At 42.0% G+C, this 25,428-nt stretch carries 22 protein-coding genes, 1 tRNA gene and 1 riboswitch; of the genes, 9 read left to right on the forward strand and 14 right to left on the reverse strand.

What is annotated here, in order from left to right; genetic code table 11:
• The first annotated feature begins 57 nt into the window (after positions 1-57).
• The 3 genes from J4N23_RS01965 to J4N23_RS01975 all read left to right on the forward strand — a co-directional run bounded on the left by J4N23_RS01965 (position 58) and on the right by J4N23_RS01975 (position 3,945).
• Entirely contained in the window at positions 58-1,176 is a 1,119-nt protein-coding gene (locus J4N23_RS01965; protein ID WP_207425326.1) for a PLP-dependent aspartate aminotransferase family protein, read from the forward strand.
• 103 nt (positions 1,177-1,279) lie between these two features.
• Positions 1,280-1,396: riboswitch (SAM riboswitch) on the forward strand.
• A gap of 224 nt (positions 1,397-1,620) precedes the next feature.
• Entirely contained in the window at positions 1,621-2,673 is a 1,053-nt protein-coding gene (gene metX, locus J4N23_RS01970) for a homoserine O-acetyltransferase (protein ID WP_207425327.1), read from the forward strand.
• Entirely contained in the window at positions 2,674-3,945 is a 1,272-nt protein-coding gene (locus tag J4N23_RS01975) for a homoserine dehydrogenase (protein WP_207425328.1), read from the forward strand.
• A gap of 48 nt (positions 3,946-3,993) precedes the next feature.
• Here J4N23_RS01975 and J4N23_RS01980 read toward each other — a convergent pair whose 3' ends face one another.
• The 3 genes from J4N23_RS01980 to ccsA all read right to left on the reverse strand — a co-directional run bounded on the left by J4N23_RS01980 (position 3,994) and on the right by ccsA (position 6,420).
• The gene (locus tag J4N23_RS01980) at positions 3,994-5,427 is read right to left on the reverse strand and encodes a Glu/Leu/Phe/Val dehydrogenase (RefSeq protein ID WP_207425329.1); all 1,434 of its coding nucleotides are present in this window, start codon (positions 5,425-5,427) and stop codon (positions 3,994-3,996) included.
• A gap of 115 nt (positions 5,428-5,542) precedes the next feature.
• Positions 5,543-5,755, reverse strand: a complete 213-nt coding sequence (locus J4N23_RS01985) for a CcmD family protein (RefSeq protein ID WP_207425330.1) — start codon at positions 5,753-5,755, stop codon at positions 5,543-5,545.
• A 5-nt stretch (positions 5,756-5,760) separates the two neighbouring features.
• Entirely contained in the window at positions 5,761-6,420 is a 660-nt protein-coding gene (gene ccsA, locus J4N23_RS01990; protein ID WP_207425331.1) for a cytochrome c biogenesis protein CcsA, read from the reverse strand.
• Between the two features lie 305 nt (positions 6,421-6,725).
• Between ccsA and J4N23_RS01995 the strand changes: the two genes are divergently transcribed.
• Positions 6,726-7,964 (forward strand): nucleoside recognition domain-containing protein, encoded by a 1,239-nt coding sequence (locus J4N23_RS01995; RefSeq protein WP_207425332.1) that lies wholly within the window; start codon positions 6,726-6,728, stop codon positions 7,962-7,964.
• A 2-nt stretch (positions 7,965-7,966) separates the two neighbouring features.
• On the forward strand, positions 7,967-8,347 hold the full coding sequence (locus J4N23_RS02000; protein WP_207425333.1) for a methylglyoxal synthase: 381 nt from the start codon (positions 7,967-7,969) through the stop codon (positions 8,345-8,347).
• A 16-nt stretch (positions 8,348-8,363) separates the two neighbouring features.
• Here J4N23_RS02000 and J4N23_RS02005 read toward each other — a convergent pair whose 3' ends face one another.
• On the reverse strand, positions 8,364-8,924 hold the full coding sequence (locus tag J4N23_RS02005) for a hypothetical protein (protein WP_207425334.1): 561 nt from the start codon (positions 8,922-8,924) through the stop codon (positions 8,364-8,366).
• 76 nt (positions 8,925-9,000) lie between these two features.
• On the opposite strand from J4N23_RS02005, the gene J4N23_RS02010 reads away from it, so the two are divergent.
• The 3 genes from J4N23_RS02010 (at position 9,001) to J4N23_RS02020 (ending at position 11,197) form a co-directional block, all read left to right on the forward strand.
• A complete protein-coding gene (locus J4N23_RS02010) occupies positions 9,001-10,077 on the forward strand; it encodes a spore photoproduct lyase family protein (protein WP_207425335.1) in 1,077 nt (358 codons plus the stop codon).
• A gap of 454 nt (positions 10,078-10,531) precedes the next feature.
• Positions 10,532-10,605 (forward strand) — tRNA-Arg (locus J4N23_RS02015).
• Positions 10,606-10,756: 151 nt separating this feature from the next.
• Positions 10,757-11,197, forward strand: a complete 441-nt coding sequence (locus J4N23_RS02020; RefSeq protein WP_207425336.1) for a response regulator — start codon at positions 10,757-10,759, stop codon at positions 11,195-11,197.
• Here J4N23_RS02020 and J4N23_RS02025 read toward each other — a convergent pair.
• The 3 genes from J4N23_RS02025 to J4N23_RS02035 all read right to left on the reverse strand — a co-directional run bounded on the left by J4N23_RS02025 (position 11,189) and on the right by J4N23_RS02035 (position 14,026).
• Positions 11,189-11,668 (reverse strand): MaoC family dehydratase, encoded by a 480-nt coding sequence (locus J4N23_RS02025; RefSeq protein WP_207425337.1) that lies wholly within the window; start codon positions 11,666-11,668, stop codon positions 11,189-11,191. The genes J4N23_RS02020 and J4N23_RS02025 overlap by 9 nt on opposite strands.
• 69 nt (positions 11,669-11,737) lie before the next feature.
• A complete protein-coding gene (locus tag J4N23_RS02030; RefSeq protein WP_207425338.1) occupies positions 11,738-12,145 on the reverse strand; it encodes a hypothetical protein in 408 nt (135 codons plus the stop codon).
• A gap of 498 nt (positions 12,146-12,643) precedes the next feature.
• On the reverse strand, positions 12,644-14,026 hold the full coding sequence (locus tag J4N23_RS02035) for an undecaprenyl-phosphate glucose phosphotransferase (protein ID WP_207425339.1): 1,383 nt from the start codon (positions 14,024-14,026) through the stop codon (positions 12,644-12,646).
• A 151-nt stretch (positions 14,027-14,177) separates the two neighbouring features.
• Here J4N23_RS02035 and J4N23_RS02040 point away from each other — a divergent pair, with 151 nt between their 5' ends.
• Positions 14,178-15,671: a right-handed parallel beta-helix repeat-containing protein gene (locus J4N23_RS02040; protein ID WP_207425340.1), complete on the forward strand. Its 1,494-nt coding sequence runs from the start codon at positions 14,178-14,180 to the stop codon at positions 15,669-15,671.
• A gap of 120 nt (positions 15,672-15,791) precedes the next feature.
• On the opposite strand, the gene J4N23_RS02045 is transcribed toward J4N23_RS02040, so the two are convergent.
• From J4N23_RS02045 to J4N23_RS02075, 7 genes are all read right to left on the reverse strand, one after another.
• Entirely contained in the window at positions 15,792-16,574 is a 783-nt protein-coding gene (locus tag J4N23_RS02045; protein WP_207425341.1) for a WecB/TagA/CpsF family glycosyltransferase, read from the reverse strand.
• A 172-nt stretch (positions 16,575-16,746) separates the two neighbouring features.
• Positions 16,747-18,381 carry a glycosyltransferase gene (locus J4N23_RS02050; protein ID WP_207425342.1) on the reverse strand — a complete coding sequence of 545 codons (1,635 nt, stop codon included), beginning with the start codon at positions 18,379-18,381 and terminating at the stop codon, positions 16,747-16,749.
• 37 nt (positions 18,382-18,418) lie between these two features.
• On the reverse strand, positions 18,419-19,699 hold the full coding sequence (locus J4N23_RS02055) for an O-antigen ligase (RefSeq protein WP_207425343.1): 1,281 nt from the start codon (positions 19,697-19,699) through the stop codon (positions 18,419-18,421).
• Between the two features lie 22 nt (positions 19,700-19,721).
• The gene (locus J4N23_RS02060; RefSeq protein WP_207425344.1) at positions 19,722-20,690 is read right to left on the reverse strand and encodes a hypothetical protein; all 969 of its coding nucleotides are present in this window, start codon (positions 20,688-20,690) and stop codon (positions 19,722-19,724) included.
• A complete protein-coding gene (locus tag J4N23_RS02065; protein ID WP_207425345.1) occupies positions 20,687-21,595 on the reverse strand; it encodes a glycosyltransferase family 2 protein in 909 nt (302 codons plus the stop codon). The genes J4N23_RS02060 and J4N23_RS02065 overlap by 4 nt, the downstream gene beginning before the upstream one ends.
• A gap of 68 nt (positions 21,596-21,663) precedes the next feature.
• On the reverse strand, positions 21,664-23,022 hold the full coding sequence (locus J4N23_RS02070; RefSeq protein ID WP_207425346.1) for a flippase: 1,359 nt from the start codon (positions 23,020-23,022) through the stop codon (positions 21,664-21,666).
• A gap of 40 nt (positions 23,023-23,062) precedes the next feature.
• A complete protein-coding gene (locus J4N23_RS02075) occupies positions 23,063-25,420 on the reverse strand; it encodes a polysaccharide biosynthesis tyrosine autokinase (RefSeq protein ID WP_207425347.1) in 2,358 nt (785 codons plus the stop codon).
• Between the last annotated feature and the right edge of the window lie 8 nt (positions 25,421-25,428).

The raw sequence follows: 25,428 nt of genomic DNA on the forward strand, positions 1-25,428 counted from the left end.
CTCGCTTTCGAATGACCTTGTGTTGATTAAACCTGTCGAGAATCTTAATATTGAGCTATGAAGCTAGAAACAATTGCCATCCATGCCGGAAATAAAATTGATCCCACTACAAAGGCGGTGATCCAACCCCTTACACTCTCCACCACCTTTCAGAGGGATGAAGACGGAAATTACCCTGGAGGCTTTGTTTATAGCCGGGCTGATAATCCGAACAGACAATCACTGGAGAATGTTCTTGCGAAGCTAGAAGGAGGATTTGATGCTTGTGCTTTCGCTTCAGGAAATGCAGCAGGAGCCGCCCTGTTTCAGTCGCTAGAGCCCGGCTCCCACGTGATAGCAGCTGATGATATGTATCACGGCTTGAAAGCACTGATTAATCAGGTTTTTCCAAACATCCTTGATGTGGATTACATCGATTTATCGGATTTGGAAGCTATAAAAGCAGCAATAAAGCCCCACACCACGAAGCTAATATGGATTGAAACTCCCTCCAACCCCTTACTAAAAGTGGCGGACATTAGGGCTATTTGTGAGATAGCGAGTACGCACGGCATTAAAGTTTGTTGTGATAACACTTTTGCCAGCCCTATATTTCAACGCCCGCTGGAGCTAGGCGCGGATTTCGTCATGTACTCTTCCACCAAGTATTTTGGAGGTCACAGCGATATTCTAGGAGGTGCAATGATTGCCGCCGAAGCAAGTGCATTGTGGGCGCAGGTACGAAATATCCAAAGTTTATCTGGTGCTGTTCCCTCCCCTTTTGATTGCTATATGACAGTTCGAGGGATTAAAACGTTACCCTACCGAATGAGAGGCCACGCGGCAAATGCGAGGGAGATTGCATTATTTCTTCAGCGACACCCAAAAGTGGAAAAGGTATTTTACCCCGGACTTGAATCACATCCACTACATAATGTTGCCAGGGAGCAAATGAGCGATTTCGGAGGGATGCTATCGTTTACACTAGCGGAAGGAGAAGCCGCAGCAAGAAAAGTTGCTAACGCGATGGAGATATTTACGCAAGCCACGAGCCTCGGGGGGGTAGAAAGCTTGTTGGAACACCGGGCCTCGGTAGAAGGACCAGCATCAAAAACCCCTAAAAATCTGCTAAGGTTATCGGTGGGACTTGAAGCTGTGGACGACTTAATCGACGATCTACAACAAGCAATTGGCTAGTAAAAGGTATTTTCTATCCCTTTTTGAGCTTTTTAGAAAAAAATCTATATTTGACGCAATTGATATAACGCTGTCAATTGCGTCAACGCCCTTAAAAGGTTTTGATTTATAAAGAAGCGGTGAGAGATCAGGCTCAACGACCCGCTGACAACCTAACCAGGATATTCCTGGAAAAGGTGCCAAATCCTGTTCCCGATCGCTCTCGGGAAAAATATAAATTGAAAAAAACCATGAATAGAAGATTTTTTATTTTTTATCCCGTTCAGGGGTTACCATTCTTTCTGCAACCGCTTCGTTTGCTTTCCTTTCTAACGTCTGTTTGCCCGGCTGCATCAATGTTGCCACAGTATTTTTAATACTCTCTTTAAAAGAAATAATAGCCGGGAGACGCCGACTTTTCAATCAAACCATCTTTTATAACAATTCGATCTGGATAGCACGAAAATGAACTTTGATATTTACAAGCATAATAAACCTTTCAAGTTGGAAAACGGACGGCAACTTGAAGAACTTCAGATTGCGTACAATACCTGGGGCAAGCTAAATGAGCAAAAAAACAACGTAATTTGGGTATCTCATGCTCTTACTGCAAACTCTGATGTATTCGACTGGTGGAAGGGTTTATTTGGAAGTAACGAGTTGTTCAATCCTCTGGATTACTTCATTATTTGTCCTAATATCCTCGGTTCTCATTACGGGACCTCCTGCCCTTTAAACACCAATGCCGGAACCGGAGAACCTTATTATCTTGAATTCCCTTCTTTTAATATTCGTGATATGGCCAATGTTCAGAAGATCTTGGCTGACCATCTTGAAATTGAAAGAATCGACACACTTATTGGAGGTTCTTTAGGAGGACAGCAAGCGATGGAGTGGGCGATCATTGATCCTGAGAGAATAAAAAACTTAATTTTGATTGCCACTAACGCTATTCACTCCTCCTGGGGGATCGCCTTTAATGAAAGTCAACGCCTTGCGATTGCAAGCGACCCGAGCTTTTTTAACAATACCCCTGAGGGTGGAAAAAACGGTCTGAAGGCGGCTCGGAGTTTAGCCTTGCTCTCCTACCGGAACTACAACACTTACGCTATTTCCCAGCAAGAAGTAAGCAATGATAAAATTGATGACTTTAAGGCCTGCTCCTATCAGAACTACCAGGGCGAAAAATTGATCAAACGCTTTAACGCCTATAGTTATTGGTATCTGAGTAAAGCGATGGACAGCCATAACGTAGGAAGAGGCAGAGGTACAGTGAGGGAAGCGCTGAGAAAAATCAAGGCCCAAACTTTGGTGATTGGAATCGAGTCGGATTTATTATTTCCGCCTAGCGAGCAGCGTTTTCTAGCCGAGCATATTGAGGGCGCTATCTATTCAGAAATTAATTCATTTTTTGGGCACGATGGTTTTCTAATTGAGACTGAGACGCTAACAACAGTAATCTCAGAGTTCTTAAACAACCATGACACGGACCTAATTCAACTACATAAAACGGCGTAAATGAGTAAAAAACTAACACTTGGGTTATTCGGCTTTGGCGTGGTGGGCCAGGGTCTGTATGACATTATTCGTACTAAAGATTTAAACCTTGAAATACGAAAAATTGCGATAAAACATCCTGAAAAGCTTCGACCTCTTCCCGCTGAACTGTTCACTACGAATCGGGATATTATTTTAAACGATCCAGAGATTAACACCGTAGTAGAACTAATTAACGATGCCGACGCAGCTTACGAAATAGTAACGACGGCTTTGAAAAACGGGAAAAACGTTGTTTCGGCCAATAAAAAAATGATCGCCGAGCACTTGGAAGAGTTGGTTGCCTTGCAAGAAGCCACAGGAACATCCTTACTGTACGAAGGAGCTGTGTGCGGAAGTATTCCCATTATTAGAAATCTGGAGGAATACTATGACAACGAGTTGCTTTATTCCGTAAGAGGTATCTTCAATGGATCATCCAACTTTATTCTTTCCAAAGTATTCAATGAGAATCTGGATTACAACGTGGCATTAAAACAAGCGCAGGATCTGGGGTTTGCCGAGACCGATCCTACCTTAGACGTAGGCGGATATGATGCGAAGTTTAAACTGGTAATTGCTACTTCACACGCATATGGAGTCATCACGGAACCAGAAAAAGTGTTGAATATTGGTATCCAAAATCTTTCGGTAGCAGATATAAAGTTTGCAAGAGAGAAGAACTTTAAAATCAAACTGGTTCCAACCGTTCTGGAATTTAAAGAGAAACAAGTAGTACTATACGTTTTACCGAAGCTTTTAAGAAATGACGACTTCTTATATAATGTGGAGAACGAATATAACGGAGTAATTGTCCAGGCAGCCTTTGCTGATCAGCAGTTCTTTTTTGGTAAGGGTGCCGGCGGGCATCCGACGGGGTCGGCTGTTCTTTCAGATATCGCTGCCCTTCGTTATGATTATAAGTATGAGTATAAAAAATACCATCAGAAAAAGGGCTTTGAACAATCGGATGATTACGTAATAAATATTTACCTCAGATACTCCGAAGAGGCCTTTATAGACGAATTGAACTTTGAAGAGATTTCGGAAAGATACTATTCAAAGGATTTCAAGTACGTGATTGGAAAGGTTGCGTTGAAGTCGTTACAAGCGAATAAGAGCAAACTGAATACGCCTGACATTTTTATCGCCGAAATTGGGAATATTAGTCCCGTTACACACGAGACGGGCTACTCTGAGGAACATTTGCAGTTTGAATCTTCCGACATTCATCCACATCTAGGTGGCTTATAAAGTATAAGAGCTATGAAGCCAAGCTGCATTCATAGCTCTTACTTTTCCCTAAGGCCAAATACCCAAATTCATGTAAGATATGGCGATTTTGTCTATTGAGCCGACAAAGGCCGCCGTTCTCAAATCTTCGATCTTGCTGTTGCGTAACTTTATTTCACGAATTTCGTGGTAAGAGCGGATCATGGTTTCTTCCAAACCAGAGTTAACAAGTTCAAGTTCCGTGGGGCCTTTAATCACCATGCTTCGTTGCTCTGGAGTTAAGTCAGTACCCGTCATCTTCTCAATCATACTGATTAGGTTTCTGTTTGAAGTTTCTTCATAACGCTTATCCATCCTGCCAAAGGCTACATGGTATAAGTTTTTAAGCCATTCAAAATAAGAAACCGTTACACCTCCTGCATTGCAATACATGTCAGGAATGATAATGCCGCCCTTCCTGGTAAATGCCTCTCCCGCTTCAGGAGAAGTGGGGCCATTAGCACCTTCTGCAATAACCTTTGCTTTAATTCGGTCGACGTTATGGAGAGTTATCTGATTTTCCAGTGCTGCTGGAACCAGGATATCACAATCTTGCTCCAGACCGATAGCTGAAACTTTGAATTCCTCCTTGGCACCCTGAAAGCCTAAAATAGACCCGGTTTCCTTTCGATGTTTTACAACTTCCTCTACATCCAGTCCATCCGGATTGTATATCGCTCCCTCATATTCACAAATCCCTACAATTGAAGCTCCGAATTCAGCAAGATACTTAGCAGAATGGTAGCCCACATTTCCAAGCCCCTGCACTATTACTCTTTTCCCGGCTAATCCGGGGCTAAGGCCAATGGCATGCATATCTTCCGCAACATTTAAGCACTCCCTGGTGGCAATGGCAACTCCACGGCCTGTTGCTTCCTTGCGGCCAGCAATACCGTGCAGGGCAAGTGGTTTTCCTGTAACACATCCCAAGGCATCCAGCTGTCCCGGATTCATTGTATTATAGGTGTCAGCAATCCAGCTCATTTCTCGTTCGCCGGAACCATAGTCGGGTGCCGGAACGTCTATTGCCGGGCCAATAAAATTTTTCTTGATCAACTCAACCGTGTAACGCCGAGTGATATTTTCGAGCTCTGTCAGCGAGTAGTTTTTCGGGTTTATCTTAATCCCACCTTTTGCACCACCGAAAGGGACGTTAACAATAGCGCATTTATAAGTCATTAGAGCAGCCAGGGCCATTACCTCGTCCTGGTTTACCATCTCACTATACCTGATTCCGCCCTTGGTTGGCGACATGTGCTGCGAGTGCTCTACCCTCCATGCATGGATTACCTCTACCCCGTTTTGCTTCCTGATGGGAAACTGAAAGTGGTATACGCTGTTACATGCTTTAATTTGATCAAGAAGACCGGGAGAATGATTGGTAAACTGTGCCGCATGGTCGAAGAAAGCACACACGTCATCGAAAAAGCCATTGGCATTAGGAGCAATTTTATTATCTGCCATAGTAAAACAATTAGGTTTATCTAAGACATCTTAGCGAAGAATGCAAGATGAATGTGCGATACCGCGTGTACAAGTATACACGATATCTCCAACATACCTCTGTATACTGATTTTCCTAATCCTGGTTCTCTAATTTTTTTACCCTTCTGTCGATTGAGAAAAGATAAAACACAAGGACAAGTAGAATCGCTGCCAGCACTGCAACTACCACATAAATTTTGCCTGAGCTGCGCAGAGCCTCGGCCATTTCAACACCATCTGCTGATTGTGCAAACGAGTTAAATACCGAAAGCAGCAGTACAATTGCAGTAACTAAAATATTTCTCATCTGTTTTAATTAAGTTGTTTGTTTTCCAGTCTACGAATGCGATAACGCAAAGTCGCTATCCATACTCCCAATAAAATCCAGCCCAGAACTGCGGGGTAGAAAACGAGTCGCATACGACTGTCGAGATCGTAGGAGCTAAAGCCGGGATTACCTCCGTTACCAGGATGCAGGGAGTCTGTCATTCTAGGAAGAATAAACAGTAATACAATCATTACGGGAAACGCGAAAATGTTATATATGGCTGATATTTTTGCTCGCTTTTGTTCCTCTTCCAGCGAGTTTCTAAGAACGAGATAAGCCAGATACATCAAGGTAGCGATAGCAGAGCTGTTCAACTTAGGATCATTCGGCCACGGCTCTCCCCATGTATAGTTAGCCCAGAGCATTCCTGTAATCAAACCAAGAAAACCAAAGATAACCCCCGCATTTACACATTCTACCGAAAGAAGATCATCATTTTCATTTGCGGACCCCAAGTATTTTATGCTATAGATTACCGATACCAAATACAAGATGATCATGGTAAACCACATGGGTACATGAAAGTAAAGATTTCGGATACTTTCATGCAGAATAGGTAGCTCCGGAACGTCTAAAAGAAAACCTGCAATTATGGAGTAAAGGATGAGAACTGAGGCTAAAATCTTCCACCAGTTTTTTTGCATATGAAATCGAAATTATTCCCCAAAGGTAAAAAAGTATGAGGGCGCTGCCAAATCAAAAAGAGGTACTTGCTCGCTTAGCATAAAATGGCTGCGTCCCTTCCGGCAGATTCAAGTACATATCCCCAGAGGGAACATTTGGAAGGAATAGATGCGTCTTTTTTAAAGCTCAAATAAATAAACTTTCTTTTGTAAGTGGAGGTGCACCTCTCCTTCCGCGTAATCACTTTCCTCAATTTATTAAAAATGATATTCAAAAATCTGTAACTTGGGCGAACACTGACTTTCCTGTTCGGTTTAATCAGAATATGGCTCTTAACTACGTTTGGATCGCTTTTTTCCTTATTTCTTTTATTGTTGCCCTCGCAAAACTTATTTTTCTGGGTGACACTACTATTTTTCCTGCCGTGGTAAACGGGATGTTCGACAGCGCCAAAACAGGGGCGGAAATCTCCCTGGGACTAATTGGCATTATGACTTTCTGGCTAGGTATTATGAAAATTGGCGAAAAGGCTGGCATGATTGGATTGTTTGCAAAAGCAGTAAATCCTTTTTTCAGCAAGCTTTTCCCTGAAATCCCCAAAAACCATCCTGCTTCAGGTTCCATTATCATGAACTTTTCCGCGAACATGCTCGGGCTAGACAACGCAGCTACTCCGCTTGGACTGAAAGCCATGAAAGAGCTTCAGGAGATCAACCCAGAAAAAGAAGTGGCCAGCAATTCCATGATCATGTTTCTGGTATTAAACACCGCTGGCCTGGCACTTATTCCAACCTCTGTCATTGCGTTGAGACTAGCGAACGGTGCGGCAAATCCGGCTGATATATTTATACCCTCCCTGATTGGTACTTTTATTTCCTTTCTGGCAGGTATGATAGCAGTAGCGGTTTACCAAAAAATCAACCTTTTTAAATTACCTGTTTTAGTATTCCTCGGGATTTTTGTGGGGTTAATGCTCTTGCTTTACTTCTCATTGAACGGTCTGCCACCAGACCAAATGGAAATCTACACTGGGTTGATCGGCGGCGTGATTATTTTCTCCATCATCACTTTGTTTGTGGCTTATGGTGCAGCTAAAAAGATCAACGTTTACGATGCTTTTATTGAAGGTGCGAAGGAAGGCTTTTCCACTGCGGTGATGATTATTCCATTCCTTATTGCCATTTTGGTAGCTATAAGTGCCTTCCGTACCACGGGATGTCTGGATTACATTATCAATGGTATTGCCTCAGCGGCGGCAGCGTTTGGGCTAGACACTTCTTTTGTTCCCGCGCTTCCCGTAGGATTGATGAAAACGCTTAGCGGCGGCGGCGCAAGAGGATTGATGGTGGATGTGATGAAGACGTATGGAGCCGACTCCTTCCAAGGCAGACTCGCCAGTATCATTCAAGGCTCAACCGAAACTACATTTTATGTTTTGGCTGTCTATTTCGGATCTGTTGGCATATCTAAAACACGATATGCATTAGTGTGTGGATTGATTGCTGACTTTGTCGGCGTAATCGCGGCTATTTTGCTTGCCTATATTTTTTTCCCAATTAAATAATTATGTCTACAAAAAGAACGATCGCATTAATTGCTCATGATGGAAGAAAAGCAGAAATGGTAGCTTTTGTAAAAGACTATCACGATATCTTAAAGGAAATGAACCTAATTGCGACTGGAACCACCGGCTCTTATATTCAGAAAACAGGATTAGAGGTTACCAAAAAACTGAGCGGACCGCAAGGTGGAGATGCGCAAATTGCCGCTATGGCGGCAGAAGGCACGGTTGAGGCGATCCTTTTTTTCCGAGACCCTTTGGGTAAACATCCTCACGAGCCGGATGTACAAATGCTCCTTCGAATTTGTGATGTTCATAACGTTCCGCTGGCTACAAATCCGGCGACGGCTAAATTGCTTTTGCTCGGGATGACAGATGCGAAATAATCTTTCTGCAGGGAACTTAAAGAGTTCTCTGCTTTTTCTTTTTCAGTCGCTCCAATATCTTTCTCCCTCTGCTTTGCATTGCTGCACTGCCATCTTTCAGTTGATAAACTATCTGCGCCCGCAGTTCTTCGCCGATCCAATCCTCGCAATCTCGCAGGTTATACAAAACGTCCATACAGTTAACCCTCACAGCTACCGGAGTCTGCTCATCAATCAGCCATCGAAAACTAGCTTCTACGATGACATCAACCTGGTGATGGGTGAAAATCACGGGAGCTCGGTCTTTTGTCAGTGTCATCATTATTTTAGTATAATGTCTTTGACAGCTACTATTTCGTTGTTGCGGATAATAATTCAGGAAATGTGAGCAGTTAGGGAAAAACGACTCTGGATAACAGAAAAAGATTTGCTCGAGGATCCATGAAGCACGGAAAGCAACCGTCTCTAACTCATACAGGCTTAGGCTTATCAAGCTTCTTACGCTTTCCGGCGACTTTGCTGCAACTGTAGCCAGTTTTTCCACCTTTGCTTTTGTAAGCGCTTTTTCCAGCTCGCTAACTAACTCTTCCCGATTCATTCTTATGTAAATCCCAAATTCTGACTCTTTTAAACCTTTTCCGATCCCTTCGGTTTTCCATCAAACATCTTTACCTATGCTGCATAACAAAAGTATCGACAATCTTTTAGATATAAAGGAGATCTACCTGGAACCCGAGGTAAGAAATTTCAAACGGGGTTTGGAAATTCTTGAGAAATACCCCGAAGCCACTCTTACCGAGGTAGATTCTCACTGGAAGATCGCGCAATTATTCGGCTTTGAAGGATCTGTAGAGGACTGGATCTCGAACAAGAAAAATGTGCTGATCCTTGGAATTAAAAAGTCGCTATCAGCCCGACTCAATTCCCGTAGCTCCAATTGGGTGGCGCCCTCGCAGTCGAACGGCTGTACGATGTCTTGCTCCTACTGTTATGTACCGCGCCGGAAAGGCTTTGCTAATCCTATAACCATCTTCGTAAATATTGAACAGATTTGCAACTATTTACGGAGACACGCCTCTCGGCAGGGTCCCAAAAGTGTGCCCGATCATATTGACCCCAACTATTGGGTATATGAAATTGGGGAAAACGGGGATTGTTCTGCAGACGCCGCAATTTGCGATAACGTTAAAGACCTGATTGCTCTTTTTAGGGAGGTCTCGAATGGCAAGCTTACCTTTGCCACTAAATTTGTAAACAGGGACTTGCTCAATTATGACCCACAGGAAAAAACGAGGATAAGGTTCAGTTTAATGCCTCATAAAATGTCAAAGCTCGTGGATGTTCGAACCACTCCCATTAGCGATCGCATCGACGTAATGAACGATTTTGCGGATGCAGGTTATGAGGTGAATGTCAACTTTGCTCCTGTTATTTTTTATGATGGCTGGCTCGAAGACTGGAAAATACTGTTCGACGAAATGAACGACAAATTGAATGAGAAAACCAAAAAGCAACTGATCACCGAGATCATCTTTCTTACCCACAATGAGCAACTGCACGAAGTAAATATGAACTGGCATCCAAAGGCCGAAGATGTGTTATGGCGGCCGGAAATCCAGGAGGTAAAATACAGTCAGACTGGTGGACGAAACGTCCGGTACAAAAGAGGCTTTAAAAAAGATCTGGTGGATAGTTTGGTAGAACTTGTAGAAAAAGAACTCCCCTATTGCCCTATTCGATATGCATTCTAATAAAAAGTGCTTTCAGCTTAAAAGTGCTTTCTTGCCGTGTTCTAACCGCAAAAACCTCCACAAGTTCAACACATCAGAAAAAGGAAAAATTTCTATTTACAATACCAGGGACGCATCTAATAAAAAAGGGTTAGACAAAAGCCTAACCCTACATCTACCTATGAAAAACATTGTCTTTGGGAGACAACATGAACTATTACGTCACCTTCTAATCTTTTGTTACGGTTAATTTAATTTTATTTAATATTTCTTTCCTCGCTTGTTTAGGGACGTCAATTGTATCAAAACGAAAAATATTTAGAGTACTAAAAATAAGTAATGAACATCTTACATGCTACTTGCAAGCTTTCAAGAGTAAGGAATTGAGAATAAATAAGTTAGGATAAAGGCTAAAAAAAGCTGTTTTTTTTTCTCGAAAAAGGATGAAAGTTTTCTATATTTGCAGCCGTTAAGGGCCTCCATAGCTCAGCTGGATAGAGCATCGGTTTTCTAAACCGCAGGTCTCAGGTTCGAATCCTGATGGGGGTACAAAAGCAGCAAGATCATTGCTGCTTTTTTTATGCCAAATCCTTTCCCAATCTATTTTCGAATTGATACAACCATAGTCGATTACTGTCGTACAAGGATCGGGTTTAAATATCGGCTTTCCCCCAAAGCAGGTATTGGTTTTAATGATGAGATGAAAAGAATTTCCTGCATTAGTATCATCGACGATGATCAATTATTTCAGTATTCCATAAAAAAAGTACTACAATCAACGGATATTATCGATAATATCCTCCAATTTCGTGATGGTGAAGCGGCCTTGAATTATCTTTTAAAGAACAAAGACAACGCCGCCATGCTGCCGGAGATTATTTTCCTGGATCTGCATATGCCTTTAATGGACGGCTGGGAATTTTTAGAAGAGTTTACTTCAAACACCGCGGTTGCTAAGAAAACAACTATATATATTTGCACTTCATCTATCGACCATACGAACCAGGAGCGTTTTAAATCTTACAATAAGCTTTCCGGATATATTATAAAGCCCATCAGGAAAAATGAAATTTATGAGCTACTTGACAATGAATTGAATAGCTCTTATGCTGCCATTTCTCCTAACATAGTATTAGGGTAGGCAATAAGCTTCACTGATGAAGTGGTACAAAAAGATTGTCTTACCATTAAAAGCAGGTTTCTTTTGATCTTTGACTTCGAGCTCGACAGCCAGTGTCGCTTTTGTCACCCCTCTAAGATTTAATAGCGCTTCAAGTTTTACTTTGAGGCGCACCTCGCTGTTCACCACAACGGCCTGACCAAATCGCAATTCCTCAATGCCGTAGTTAATCTCCATCTTCAAGTTTTGTATATCTACGACTTGTTTCCAAAGGAAGGGAATAAGTGACAAGGTTAAATAGCCATGTGCGATGGTAGCTTTGAAAGGGCTTTCGAGTGCGGCTCTTTCTGGATCTGTATGAATCCATTGATGATCAATAGTTGCCGTAGCAAACTGGTTTATCTGCTCCTGGGTGATTTGATGCCAGGAAGAAGCGCCTAGCTCTTGCCCGAGATAAGTTTCAAATTCGGAATAATTCCTAATAGTCAGCATCTGTTAGTACGTTAGACGCCAAAAGTACTAACTCGGTTTAGAAGACCCAATTATTTTACCAATATCGAACTAGTGCTGAACCTCTTCATCATCAGAAACGACCATGTTAACAGCGGCTTTTCTACCCTTATATTGAATAGCCAGATCAATTATCAGAACATAAAGATTTGTACCGATAGCTGTCATAAAGGCACCGGCGTAAGGAACCGGCAACACGCTTGTCCAGAGAAGCACAAGAAGTATAGCTAGTCCAATTATGCCTAACTTATAGGTACTTGCTTTATTGACGGTACTGTTGATAGTTCTGGTAAAAATGGTCGCACTTAAGAAGATACTAAAAATAACGGTAGGCACAACGATGAGCACGTCGAGGAGTATGTGAAAGTTGGCGCGTGCTATCCAGGAAAACTCTGCATTAAATATTAATCCGCTAACAAACACGGAAAAAACAATTAATAACATAGATACAAGTTTCATAAATAAAAAAATTAATACCTCGGGTACTAAAGCTAACCGGAACCGTGCTACTCTATAACTTCCTGAAGGCGAAAAATGCCTCTACCCTCCGTTTAATTTTAAGAACTCATAAAGGTAAACTGAGAGCTTATACCATTAAAATTTCTTATTTGTTACAAAAAGTTCGAGTAATATAATAATAAGTTGATTAACTGGTACGAGAAGAAATATCAAACAAAATGAAACTTGGCGATTAAAACATGCGTAGAATACGCCGGAAACCAGCTGAAAAACCAGAAATTAATGAAGGTAAAGGCTTAGGTAAAACAAGAATTATCTACTTCTATCGTTAAAAACATCATGACAACATCAATAGCCCGGATCGGAAGTCAAGCAAAAACCATTAACAAGCAAGCCTTAGGATCGTACGTCCTACTCTCCGCTCTTATCCTGGGAAACTTGCTTGTATCGCTATTCTTTCTGGCTCTCTGTTGGGTACTTTAAGAGTACCGCTTGAGGCTAATAGGCCGTTTTTTCCCCTTTAAGAATGTTTAGTATAGTCAGAAAGATAATACGTACATCCAGCATGGCTGACCATCTTTCCATATACCAGATGTCGTACTCTACCCTCTTCTTCATCAACGAGTCATCACGAGTTTCGCCGCGATAGCCATTGACCTGTGCCCAGCCTGTTATACCTGGTTTAAGGAACTGACGCACCATATACTGATCGATCAAAGCTCTGTACTTCTCAGTATGTTTCAACATGTGTGGTCGCGGACCAACAACACTCATATCGCCAAAAAGGACGTTGAAGAATTGTGGTAGTTCGTCAATACTTGTCCGTCGCATAAATTTGCCAATTGGCGTTACCCTGTCATCGTCTATACTTGCTTGCTTAACGTCACTTTCCTTGTTAAGCTTCATACTCCGGAACTTGTAGCACCAGAACGGCTGATTATCTCTACCACTTCGAAGTTGCTTGAAAAGTACCGGGCCCGGACTTTGAATCTTTATAATAAGTGCTAGAATCGGATAAAGCCAGCTTAGAACAAAGGTTATAACTAGCAAGCTGAATACAATATCAAAAAGTCTCTTCTGAAACCTATTGCGAATATCTTCGAGCGGCTCATCACGGACACTTAAAATAGGGAACTCTCCCATATGATTAATCTTGAAAGCAGCAGTAGTAGCGGTAAGATCCGGTACAAACTTCAAACGGACGCATTGTTTTTCCGCCTCTTTTAGCAGGAACGGCGCATCTCCCATTCGTTCCGGGGTGAGAGAAACATATACATCTTTAACCCCTGATTCGGCGGCCATCTTTAATTGCTCTACGGCAGCAGGTAATAATTCCCCGTTTGAGTCGATGTAATATCCATCTTCATCTCCTAAAAACCCGTGAAAGTGAATACTCGGCTGCTGCTCCAGGTAAGCTGCAAATTTTCTTGCCCCCTGGTTGTTCCCCAGTACCGCTACGGGTCTTCTTATTCCGAAATATCGTGACAGAACAGCTTCTAATGCGGTTCCTGTAAACCTGCTTAAAATAAATCCAACAATCAAAAAGGTATAGAAACACACTAAAAAGTATCTGGAGAAGTCAGTATTTGTAAAGAACAAGTAGAACATAAACAGAACACCGTGAAGAGCTACACTTCGCCAGGTGCCGCTATAAATATTCTCCAGCTTACTAATAGTATCCTCCATATATAGTCTGACAAAGCCGGCGCTTGTCAGCCACATTAAGTTACAAGTAAGAATATTTTGCCGGTAGACGTGCTCCGGTATGTGACTTATATATTTATTTGAAAGGTAATAACTAACAAAAAAACAAACATTTATGAGAAAAAAATCAGTAAATGCCAGAATAAAACGCAATAAGTAAAGGTATCTCGTTTGCATTGTCTTTAATTTTCAAAAGGTAGTATCATATAAATCGCAAAAAACTTTAAATGTTTTTGCAATTTTTAAAGTTTTACGATGGTTGATGTCGAATGCACAAAAACTTAAATCAGAGATAGTTGTCACTATAAAAAACTTGCTCTTAACACAGATGACAGAGACTGTTCCAGCCTTAAAGGCACTTTCAAGAAACATTTTCCATTACAAAAGGCATTCTTTAAAAACCGTCTCCTTACTATGGGGAGCCTTACTTCTTACACAAAGTTGTGGGGGGAAATCTTTACGGAGCACTAAGGTATCGGGGGCTGAAACTACAGCAAGCGTCTACTTCAGCAGCTCCACACCCTTCCTTCCACTGAAGCAGGTGCGGGACGAGCGAGAGGAGTTGCAGCGATTAATTGACGAACATGCAGAGTCAGGAACTCCACTGAAACTTCCCTCCGGGCTTCATTATATATCTGCCTCGCTCAAAATTCCTTCGAACCTTACAATTGAGGGTACAGGAAACTCTACGGAGATCTTTCTTATGAATAGCGAGGTGAAGGGGCAAAATGTCTTTCGCATAGTAAAGGGCAGTACTAACATCAGCTTTAAAAATCTAAAAATTAACGCGAACCAACAGGGTAACACAGGAGCTGACTTGGTGGCTGTATTTGTACCAGAGAACGTAAAAAAAATCAGTTTTGAAAAAGTCTGCTTCGCAGGGGGACGTGACCGGGGCGTGGTTCAGGTGAAGGGACTAAACGATCAACCAGTGGTAGGAGTTCGCTTCGTCAACTGTGAGTTTATAGAGGCTGGAAGAACCGCAGTCGAACTAAGAGGAACGAAGGATGTAGAGATTAAAAATTGTACATTTCGCAACTGGGGCATGTTTAATGCTGATTCGCCAGCTATTCAACTACAAAGCCAGGATAATATCGACGTCAACATCAGCAATAATAAATTCTATAACTCATTTGGGAGGCAGTTCGCAATTGAGTGTGCTGCTGCGTATGTAGTGAATGGAAAAATCAGCAACAACCAGCTTTTGGACCAACAAAATCTTGGAGGAAACGGGATTTCCGGATACTTCAAAAACACAGAGATTTCGAACAACAGCCTTGTTGGTGGGAACGGCAACCAGCGGAGTGGCCTGGAAATTTTTGGAATCAATAACCGGATTTTAAACAACTGCGTCTCATCAGGATGCATAGCAATAGCACCGGGATTAAAAGAAGACGGATTCAACATCACTATCACAGGAAACAAGATCGCTACAAAAGGAGAAAATGCAGCCGGCATTCAGATTGGGAATGGAAAGTACAACCTTAGAGACGTCATTATTAAAAACAACATAGTGGATACGAGAAAAGCCAAGGGAAACTCGTCAGCAGTGGTAATAGGAACGTATCATCTCCGAAGAATGGTGAAGGACATTGTGGTTGAAGAAAATACGCTGTACTCCAATGCCTTTTGTATCCGAATGGAAGCACTTCCCGGAAGTAGCAATATTGCGATCAGAAAAAACATTTGTAAGGCTGGGATGAATTGGCTGGGGGTGATCACGGATAGCTTCGACAACGTTATCCTGGAAGGAAATATTAAGGAAATGCCAAACAAGGAGATTTTATACAGCATTAAAATGCCCTCCTTCACTGAAAGGTAACGCATTCTCAAAAGTGCAAACAATGAATAGGGCCACAGTTCCGTCTACTGGAACTTTAAGAACTGAAGTTTAATGCGATATGGGGTAACCCTCCCATAATCGCATTATTTCAGCTTGCAATTAAGCGACTTTTCTTAATGGTTGTTTGTTGGGCGAATTATAAACCAAGTTCGCTTTCTCTTTAATCAGAAGATAAACAAATACGGGACCGAAGTACAGATAACGTTTCCATAGACGCTTCGGCTCCTTTACAAGTCGTCCAAGCCATTCCATACCCATATTGATCCATATCTTTCCTGGTCGTTCTACCGTTCCAGCATAAAAGTCGAACACGGCGCCGATAGAGGTGATGATCTTAGTGTCTAGCTGAGATTTATGCGTATGAGCCCACTTCTCCTGTTTAGGGGCAGTCATGCCAACAAAAAGAACATCGGGCTTGAAGGCATTTACAGCATCAATCATCTGCTGATCATCCTCTTTCGAGAATTCCGGCTTATAGGGAGGCGAGTAAGTGCCAACCTTCACGTTGGGATATTCCTCCGCGATTCTTTCGCGAATTTTATTAAGCGTGGATTCAGAAGAACCAAGATAAAAACAAGACCCTCCCTCACGATTTAACTTTTCCAGTAAGTGCTGATGCAAATCTGCTCCAGCTATTTTCTTTATAGTTTTTCCGGTAAGTAATTTTATAGCAGCAACAATTCCTACCCCATCAGGTAAAAGCACGTCAGACTCCATCAATGCCTTTTTAAAGCCTTGATCCTGACGAGTGACGATGTATGAATATTGATTTATAGTATTAATCAATATTTTAGACTTTGATCCCAGTTTTTCCAAGGGTGATGTAAAAATGGGAAATCCTAATAAATCAGTTTTTTCATGAGTAGATAGTTCATAGTTCATGATGTATAGTTTTTTATAGGTAAATCAAGTAGTAGATAGTAGTAAAACAAAGTAACAGAAAAATTGATTCAAAATAATTAAACTTTTAAGCAGATATTTTTACCCTGCCTAAACCTCGCAATACTGGGACGGCAGATATTTTCCCTTGTACGCTTCGCTTAATTTCAGCCTCTTAGCTAATTCCTAGAGCAACTGCCGGGGCAGTTAACCGGCTGTAAATACCCAGCAACTCCTTGCGGTTTTTCTCCGGTGAATACAGTTGCTGATAGGCATTTACACAATTGTTCCGCATTTCTTTCTTTCTCCAGGTCTCCACTCCTCTCCATTCGTTAAGCCTTCTTTTTAAGTCAGACACGTCCCCAGGTTCAAAATGCATGCCATTGACGCCATCTTCAATTAAAAAAGCTGCCGAACCAATTTTAGAGGCGATAACTGGAGTGCCTGCGGCGAAGGATTCTATAATAGTAAGACCAAAAGTTTCGTACCAGACCGATGGAAAAACCAGTGCTGTAGCTTTTTTTAACTCGGTGTAAATCTTTTCTTTGCCTTGAAAGCCAAGGTACTCTATATGGCTATACCTGTCGCAATATGACTCGACAAGCTCCTTAAGCGGCCCTGTTCCAATCAGTCGAAGATGGAAACCTGTTTCTGCAAATGCTTCAAGAAGCACACGTACTCCTTTCTCTTCAGATAATCGTCCAATAAACAGGAAAATGTCACCTGGAACAAACTGTTCTTGGAGGAAAACAGCATTTGTAAAGTTTGGCTTTATCACAAACTTATTGGCTGGGATAGCTAGCCTGCTTTGTTCCAATACCTCTTTGGTGTGAGAAGACAGCAAAATAAATCTGTCAATGATATCCCAGGTCCCCAACTTTCTATTCAACCAAATACTGAAACTCACCCAAAAAGTAAGAACCTTTGAATTGTTATAAACACCCTTAAATACCGCATCCCAGGGAAAAGCCCGTTTTAGGCTCTCTAGGTAGAGCTGACCGTTATGAAAGAGAGTAGCTGAGGGGCAGAGTAACCGATAGTTATGAAGCGTGTGTACCACCGGTACCCGGGCTATTTTTGCAGCCCAAAAAACAGATGGCGAAGCTGCAAACAACCAGTTGTGTACATGCAGAACCTCTATTTTCTCTTTTTTTAGCCAACTGTAAACCCGAGGCCACAGTTCCTGAAAGTCGTTGAAAATCTTATTGATATTGGCAACGCTCGCCAGGAAGAACTCTCCCATATGATAAGCCGGAATTTCGTTCACCGGTTGCCCCAACAATTCTTCATACACTGTTTTCATATCCTTCCTGCTGAGTCCGTGCACAACGTGGTCTTCGGGAAAGTCCATCTCAAATGAGAGAAAACCATTTTCTGCAGCTTTTGCAAAAAGTTTATCAGCAGGTTTTAGGAAAATACAATCCGAGTCAAGAATGAGGTATTGGTCTTCCGGGTTCTTATTATTTCTGGCAATGTATTCCAAGATCGAAAATTCGTAGAACTGATTTTGAAACATTCCAAAATAACCCTTCGGTGTTCGGTACTTGAAGTCCGTGCGGATCACCTTCACTCCCAAATCGTCAAGGATTTGACTTACATGTTTTCCATCAACAACCGGTAGTGTTTTTGCGTTCGTAAACAATAAATGTTTTTCATGACGGTTAAAGCGTTTACTCGTGATAAAGAATACAATCAGACAACGCCAGTAAATATTCTGATGACTCTGACTTGAAGACTTCTTTCCGGATTGAGGGAAATAGCTTTCTTCGCCTTTCTCATCAACACAAAGCCAGGTACAAATGTGATTCATAGTAGATCGTTTATATTTTTCTTATAACCAATTAAACTCAGGTAACAAATTTTTCAGGCTCTTCTATTTTGCCTGATATAAAGGTGCCGCGGTAACGATGTGTTGATTCCAGGTAGAACAAGCACATGCCCACATGGCCCCAAAACATTAGTGTTGGAACATAGTTCAGCGAAAACACTAGTCCGCAGATGCAAAAAGGCACCAGAATCAGGGATTCATCTGAAAGCTTGGATGAGAATGCTTTCAAGAGTATGTAGAATAAAAAGCCATACTTAAGAATAAGTCCAACCACTCCATGGTAGAATAGTATTTCAACAAAGCCCTGGTGAAAATGGTGTCCTGTTCCTTCGTCCCACCAGTCTACTAACGGGTTCTGCAAATCAAAACCTTCAAAACCCCAGCCGAAGATGGGTTGTTGCGCGATGTATCCCCAGTATAGCAGTGATTGCTCGATCCGGAAATTACCTGTACTCCCCTCTTTCGATGGATTTAAAATTTCACTAAATCGGTCGGCGAAATAATCGAGCAGGTTCGGGAAAGAATTGGCCACAATGAAGTAAGATCCCATAAGTACAACAACCGCGAGCACCAGAATTTTGATAACATTAGGGATAGCATTCCGGCTGGTTCTGATCACCATGAAAAAGTAGATCACTGTTGCTACAATGGTACTGCTCCATACTGACCGGTGCTGATGAATGAGGATGATCAAGAAACAAAACAAAAACAGCAGGAGCGACTTGAGGGTGCTTGTTCTGACAAACTGATTCAAATACCACAGGTAGGGTATAATAATCATGAAGATAGAACTTGCGTGAATAATCCGCGTATCACCAGAATATGGACCTACGTTTAATTCAATCTCATACAGACTTACTGAAAACTGGTGACCAAATAAGGCCATAAAAATCACGTAAGTGATGAGGTAAAACTTGGCAATCATTTCCAGCAGATCAGCACTGAGTTTGCGAAGTAACGACTTGATGAAAATGACGTAAATGACGGGAAATATTACGGAGTAGATTGCGAACTGCTTAAAAGGAGTGTTATAGATAAAAACCGATTCGAGTACCAGCTTAACCATCAGGGCCATGAAAAGCCCTACGTACACCTTCTCCCGCGTTGTAAGGCTTCGAAGATCATACAGAACGAAGGCTAAGACCCCGATGCTCAACAATTTTACATAAAGCGTAGTAACCAGAGCGTTCTGAATAAAAAGCCATGAAAATGCCGGCTCTACTAATAAGTAACAGAAGAAGATGGTAAAAAACTCCTTCGTATATAGTTTGTAATTAAAAATTTGTACTGCTGCTCTCATCGTCAATTAATTTTACTGGCGACTACCAATAACATCCACCCTCCACTTTTTGAATTCCAGAAGGTGTTTCCGTAGATAATGGCCTCGACCAGTGCTCATTCATCATCTTTGATACCCCTTCGTGTGTTTTTTTCTTTTCCCAGCGTTTCCCTTTGATTCCGAACAAGGTCTGCGTTGCTCCGCCCAAATGAACTGCTTTCTTACCCAATCGCTTTACGTGCGCTGCTAGTGGAAAACCGTAAGCCCCGCAGCCGATAATTGCGATATCAAAATCAGTTTCTGAGATGCGATCCTGCATGTGCTGAAGCGCATGGAACCAAGTTTTAAACCCGGTTTTATTATTTGCGATAGACTGCACCGCCCGCAAAGTTTTCAGCTCAAACTCCGGCAGAACGTTTCTATCTTCGAATAAAAGTTCTCTTTTTGAATATTGTTTTCTGATACTGTCTTCGAAAGGATGAACTACCAGCACTTTTTTTCCCTCCAGCGCCTGACTCCAGGGTCTTTCGTGATAGTATGGCTCCAAATCCAACAAACGAACACGTTCAACATGGGCAAGTTTGTCGTGGAAGAACAATTCCTGCGACAACCACGAACCTAATACGTCTACCTCTTTCATATCCTCGAGCATCAGCTCAGCAAACATGGTGAGGTTCTTAGGATTAGAAGGAAAAAAGCCTGCATTGTCAGACATATTGGTGATGGTGTTTACATCCCACCAAAAATGATGAACCTTGCCTCTGATATACCCCAGAAAATCATTTCTGTGGTTAACTACACTTACATAATTTGCGAGACAATTTAGTTCAACTGCACCGAATCTGGCAATCATCGCAGGCTTATCGTTTAGCAGCTTTTCAGCTATCAGGTCACTGGCATCCTGGTAGCTGTGAATTTTATACACCTCAGTAAGGTGTGTTTCGGCAGAAAACACTTTGCCGTAAACCTTTCGGGCGAGTTTTAATGAATTGATAGTAAAAGTATTCATCATTCTTGCTCAGCTAGTCTAAATTTAAACCCATCCACCACCGCTTTGGCGATGGAAGAAACATTTTTAGGAAAATCAGCGAAGCTTTTTTTACGCACCGACAGCTTTCCGACAGCCATCACCCGGTAGAGGTTGTTATAAAGTGCTCTTGAAACTGTTATAAATGGGTTTCCGAATTTTCTGTCGATGATAATTTGGTTCCGGATGATGTAATACATTTTCCAGTCCATATTGATGCCGACACTTTGATTTCGAATTTTCTTTTTCATCACCGCATCCCGCGCAAAGCCAACCTTAAATCCCGCCCTGTGTACCCTTGCAGAGTAATCAGTATCATCGTACATGATAAAATATCGCTTATCCGCAAACCCCACTTTCTCGATAACCTGGCGCTTGAACATGGGCCCTTCAAAAGGGAAAGACACAATCGGTTTTATTTTTTCGCCTTTAAAGTCCGATGAACGGATAGGGTCTATCGCTTCCGGCTTGAAAGGATTGGAAAAATTAAAGCGCGATCCATACTGCCACTCGGTGGCTACATCCAGATATTTCCGATCAGGTTGCAACACACTGAACTGATTGTTGTAGAGCTCGTTTGATATTAACATTTCTTCAAGACAATTTGGTAACGGTTCCACATCGTCATCCATCAACCAAATCCAGTCGAAACCTAACTTATAAGCCTCCTTCATGCCCCTATAAAAGCCCAGGGCACCTCCCCCATTTTCCTGATGCACCACATGAAGGTCGTTTTGACTGTTTAACCATTCTGTAGTCCCGTCGGTGCTGCTGTTATTTATTACAATAATTGAGTCGAGCTTCCGTGTTTGTGATTTAAGAGCACTTAAACATTCTTTTAAAAGTGATAGTCGATTGTAGGTAACTACTACCGCTGCAATTGTCTCCATAGAGTTATGTAATTAAACCTGGTAGATATATTTATTTCAGCAAACCATGTTTGCTAGTAAAACCGTTTTTAGTCGATATTGTGTGTTTTGTATACCTTTTGCCTAATGGCAAAATAGAAAGGTCGCACAACTTCGAGCAGATATTTATACTTAAAGTAGTTGAGGTCGATTAATTGTATTTGCTGAAAATACAACACCGTCCACATTGAAATAGTGATAATTAACTCTGTCAGCAGCCACGCCCAGGCTGTTCCAATGGCCCCCATTTGCTTCGAAAGAAAGAAATTCAAACCCAAACCTACTATAGCGCCAAGCAGGGTGATCCTGAAAAACGACTTATCCATTTTTAAATTGATCATTGTTTGCACGCCAAACAAGTTGCTTAACGCGATGATCATTGGGATGAAACAAAGAATACGGAGGACGGTCGCTGCCTGTTTAAACTCACTTCCGTAAAAAATCTGGACAATCCAGGGAGCTGTAAGATAAATACCTATACCGGCCAACGTGGTGAAGATGGTGATGAATGGCGTAAACTGCTTCACCTTCTCGAGTCCATGGATCCTTCCCTTTCCAAAACTTTCTCCCAGTAAAGGAAACAAGGATAAACTTAAGGGAGTGGAAATTAAGGTCTGGAAAATCACCACAAACTTCCAACCTGCGGTATAAAAGGCAACATCAGTGTTTGATTGAACTACCCCTAAAACTATCGTGTTGGTAGTAGTGTACAAAGTGACTACGACCATCGAAAAAAAGATAGTTTTTTCATTCCACAAAACGTCCAGTATCTTCCGAAGCTTAACAGTGCTTATGGTAATTGAATACCTTTTGATGGCCCAGTAAAAGGATACGATACCAACGACAATCTGAGACACACTGATAATAAGCGGTTGCCATAGGTAGTCGGAACGCTCCTTTATCACTAGCAGAATCGCTATTGTAAAAAGTACCTTAGCGATGAGATTAAAAACTGCAATACGGTGCAGCTCCTGCATCCCCTGATATAACCAGTTGGGTGTTATCATCACCGAAAACACCATCAGGAAGGTGTAGAAGAACAACTCCCTGTCTGCTGCCAACTTCGGCACGTAGAGCAGGACGGGAATAAAGATCAGAACAGAGATAACGGTGAGGAATAGTTTCGCAAAGAATATCTCGTTGAAGATCCTGCTTCTCTCTGCCGGATTATTCCTGTTCTTTGCAATTTCCCTGGTCGCGGAAAGGTCAAATCCATAGTTGATTAGCAGCGTAAAGTAAGTAACTACCGCTGTTGCGAAATTAATGGCCCCAAGTTTATCAGGGCCAATAACTCTTGCTATTACCGGAATAGTTAAAAGAGGTAAAAAGTTATTTGCGAGTTGTACAAGGCTTAGTGAGAAAAAGTTTTTCAATAAGCTCGTACCTGCTTTTGCTTTTGTTGCTACCATTCTACCCTCAAACTAGTCGTATATTTTTTGAGACCAACCATTAGAACCTGTTCAGGAAACTTCTGATTGTCGCCTTATAGTTTGTTTTCTGACTGGTCGGCTTCACATAGTAGCCATAATCATAGCTATATCCGTAGCCGTATTTTCCATCCATCTGAATTCCGTTAAACACGATATTCAGCTTCCGGAACTTCTGCTGTTTATTCAGTCCTTTGATGTATTGCAAATGCTCTTTCAAAGTAGTTCCCTGACGAACAACATACAAGGATACGTCAGACAGGCGGGCCAGAATCATGGCGTCAGTAACTAAATATACCGGTGGAGTATCAATGATGATGTCATCGTATTCGGTACGTAACCATGCGATCAAATCATCCATCCTTTTTGAATCCAGCAGTTTAGTCGGATTAGCAGGAAGCTCACCGGTTGCCATCACGAAAAGATCGGGATCAACATTTGAAGACTGGATAATTTCAGTGGCGGTAGCTTTCCCTGTCAAGTATTCAGTAAGACCTTTATGCGGGTCCAAACCAAGGTATTCGGCAATTTTCGGTTTCCGGAAGTCCATTTCAAGGATTATTGTTTTCCGTCCTGATGTAGCCAGCGCCGCCGCCAGGTTAGTAGAAACAAAACTCTTTCCTTCATTTGGAATGCTGGAAGTAATCAGGGTAACGCGGCCACTCTCCTTCCGCTCATGCAAGTAAAGAAGATTAGTTCGCATAGCCCGGAACTGCTCAGCCACGATGCTTCGCTCGCTGTCACGCACTACCACATAGTCGTCAGTATCCATGTACATCAGCTCGCCAAGTACCGGCACAGAAGTCTCCTCAATTTCTCTCGTGTTAGTAACACTGTTATTAATCAGGCCTCTTCCGTAAACCACACCTGCAGGAATTATCAAACCTAACAGGAAGGCAACAGCGAAGGTTAGTGATTTCTTTTCAGATTCATCGTAAGTATAATCAACCGTTGTACTGGCAGTTAAGGTTTGCGCATAACTTAAGGCAGCTTCCTCACGTTTTTGCAGCAGGTAAACGTACAAGTTTTCTTTAACGCTTTGTTGACGTTTGATACTTACAAACTTCCTTTCCTGCCCGGGGATATTCTTAATGCTCGCCTCAAAGCGGTCATTGTTGGAAGATAGCTGGCTCTTCGCAGCTAAAAGGGATCTCTTGATATTTCCGACATTTTCCCTGATTCCGGCTTTGGTAGTAGCAATCTGTTTGTTGATTGGTTCAAACACCGGGTTACTTTCAGGAGTGGTGGCAAGCAAACGGTCTTTTTGCAGTTGCAACTCCATCAGCTTATTAATATTGGCGATGAGTGCAGGATCCGAGATACCGAAAGTTGCCGGCGCACTGTTTGCGTTGTTCGAACGAAGGTAACTTTCAATTCCTTCAATAACGTTCAACTTCACATTCACATCATTTAGCTGAATATCATTAGCTTTAACGTTCTCAAGATAAAGCTGAGCTTCAGACGAAATATTAGTGATTCCCTGGCTGCTTCTGAAGCCTTCAAAATCTTTCTCTACGCTCGTCAATTCCCCTGAAAGAGAATCAAGACGAGAGTCGATAAATTGAAGTGCATTTTCTGCAATTTTCCTTTTCTCTTCAGCCTTTTCTTCGTTGTAAGCAACTACAAGCGAATTCACTATTTTTTTCCCTCTGGAAAGAACATTGTCCTTCAAGACAATTTCTACGACAGAAGCCTGTTTATTCAGTTTCTCCGTGCTCACTTTCGAAGCGTACTTGTCGGCAGCTTTATCAAGGTCGCTTACAGAAACTCTTATTTTATACCCTATTGATTGAGGCAGTGTTCCTGTGGTATCTAACTTCCATGTTCCCATAGAATTGGTTACTACGTGCCCATAGCCTATCTCTTTAGTTTCACCGTTCGGACGTATCATCAGATACTTTTCCGGGCTTTTGATAATAACTTCAAAAGACTCGTTTGCTGGCACTTCGGCTGGTTTGATCATGGTAAGGCGCACAGGCGTTTGATCATAGAAGTCAAGATCATTCACCCTTCCGACTTTTTGGTAGGAAACCCAAAGGTCCAGGTCTTCTACTACCTTCTTCATGATTTTCCTTGACTGAAGCACTTCCAGCTCATTTTCTACCACATTAGAGCTGCTAAACACGTCTAGGCGCTTTAACTCTTCAGCTACAGGATTAGCATCTTTCTTGTCGTCCTTAATCAGCAACTTCGCTTTGATCTCGTATTCCGGGTCGGAGTATCTCAGGTAGAAATAAGCAAGTGTCAGGGCCAATACAATTCCAAGCAGGAAGAGTGGCCAATGAAAAACATATTTATTAATAGTTTCTCTCAGATTAAAATCAGCGTTATCTCCCTTAACCTCACTAATCGGAGAAATAAGAATGCGTTCAGTATTCATAGGTCAAA

Source organism: Pedobacter sp. SYSU D00535, assembly GCF_017355855.1.
Lineage (GTDB): Bacteria > Bacteroidota > Bacteroidia > Sphingobacteriales > Sphingobacteriaceae > Desertivirga.

Coding starts and splice junctions, on each gene's coding strand:
- J4N23_RS02050 (WP_207425342.1), bottom strand. CDS start 18,381: ATGAATCACATTTGTACCTGGCTTTGTGTTGATGAGAAAGGCGAAGAA.
- J4N23_RS01995 (WP_207425332.1), top strand. CDS start 6,726: ATGGCTCTTAACTACGTTTGGATCGCTTTTTTCCTTATTTCTTTTATT.
- J4N23_RS02055 (WP_207425343.1), bottom strand. CDS start 19,699: ATGAGAGCAGCAGTACAAATTTTTAATTACAAACTATATACGAAGGAG.
- ccsA (WP_207425331.1), bottom strand. CDS start 6,420: ATGCAAAAAAACTGGTGGAAGATTTTAGCCTCAGTTCTCATCCTTTAC.
- J4N23_RS02045 (WP_207425341.1), bottom strand. CDS start 16,574: ATGAACTATGAACTATCTACTCATGAAAAAACTGATTTATTAGGATTT.
- J4N23_RS02070 (WP_207425346.1), bottom strand. CDS start 23,022: ATGGTAGCAACAAAAGCAAAAGCAGGTACGAGCTTATTGAAAAACTTT.
- J4N23_RS02025 (WP_207425337.1), bottom strand. CDS start 11,668: ATGCTGACTATTAGGAATTATTCCGAATTTGAAACTTATCTCGGGCAA.
- J4N23_RS02020 (WP_207425336.1), top strand. CDS start 10,757: ATGAAAAGAATTTCCTGCATTAGTATCATCGACGATGATCAATTATTT.
- J4N23_RS02005 (WP_207425334.1), bottom strand. CDS start 8,924: ATGAATCGGGAAGAGTTAGTTAGCGAGCTGGAAAAAGCGCTTACAAAA.
- J4N23_RS02010 (WP_207425335.1), top strand. CDS start 9,001: ATGCTGCATAACAAAAGTATCGACAATCTTTTAGATATAAAGGAGATC.
- J4N23_RS02000 (WP_207425333.1), top strand. CDS start 7,967: ATGTCTACAAAAAGAACGATCGCATTAATTGCTCATGATGGAAGAAAA.
- J4N23_RS02030 (WP_207425338.1), bottom strand. CDS start 12,145: ATGAAACTTGTATCTATGTTATTAATTGTTTTTTCCGTGTTTGTTAGC.
- J4N23_RS01985 (WP_207425330.1), bottom strand. CDS start 5,755: ATGAGAAATATTTTAGTTACTGCAATTGTACTGCTGCTTTCGGTATTT.
- J4N23_RS02075 (WP_207425347.1), bottom strand. CDS start 25,420: ATGAATACTGAACGCATTCTTATTTCTCCGATTAGTGAGGTTAAGGGA.
- metX (WP_207425327.1), top strand. CDS start 1,621: ATGAACTTTGATATTTACAAGCATAATAAACCTTTCAAGTTGGAAAAC.
- J4N23_RS01965 (WP_207425326.1), top strand. CDS start 58: ATGAAGCTAGAAACAATTGCCATCCATGCCGGAAATAAAATTGATCCC.
- J4N23_RS02035 (WP_207425339.1), bottom strand. CDS start 14,026: ATGCAAACGAGATACCTTTACTTATTGCGTTTTATTCTGGCATTTACT.
- J4N23_RS01975 (WP_207425328.1), top strand. CDS start 2,674: ATGAGTAAAAAACTAACACTTGGGTTATTCGGCTTTGGCGTGGTGGGC.
- J4N23_RS02060 (WP_207425344.1), bottom strand. CDS start 20,690: ATGATGAATACTTTTACTATCAATTCATTAAAACTCGCCCGAAAGGTT.
- J4N23_RS02040 (WP_207425340.1), top strand. CDS start 14,178: ATGACAGAGACTGTTCCAGCCTTAAAGGCACTTTCAAGAAACATTTTC.
- J4N23_RS02065 (WP_207425345.1), bottom strand. CDS start 21,595: ATGGAGACAATTGCAGCGGTAGTAGTTACCTACAATCGACTATCACTT.
- J4N23_RS01980 (WP_207425329.1), bottom strand. CDS start 5,427: ATGGCAGATAATAAAATTGCTCCTAATGCCAATGGCTTTTTCGATGAC.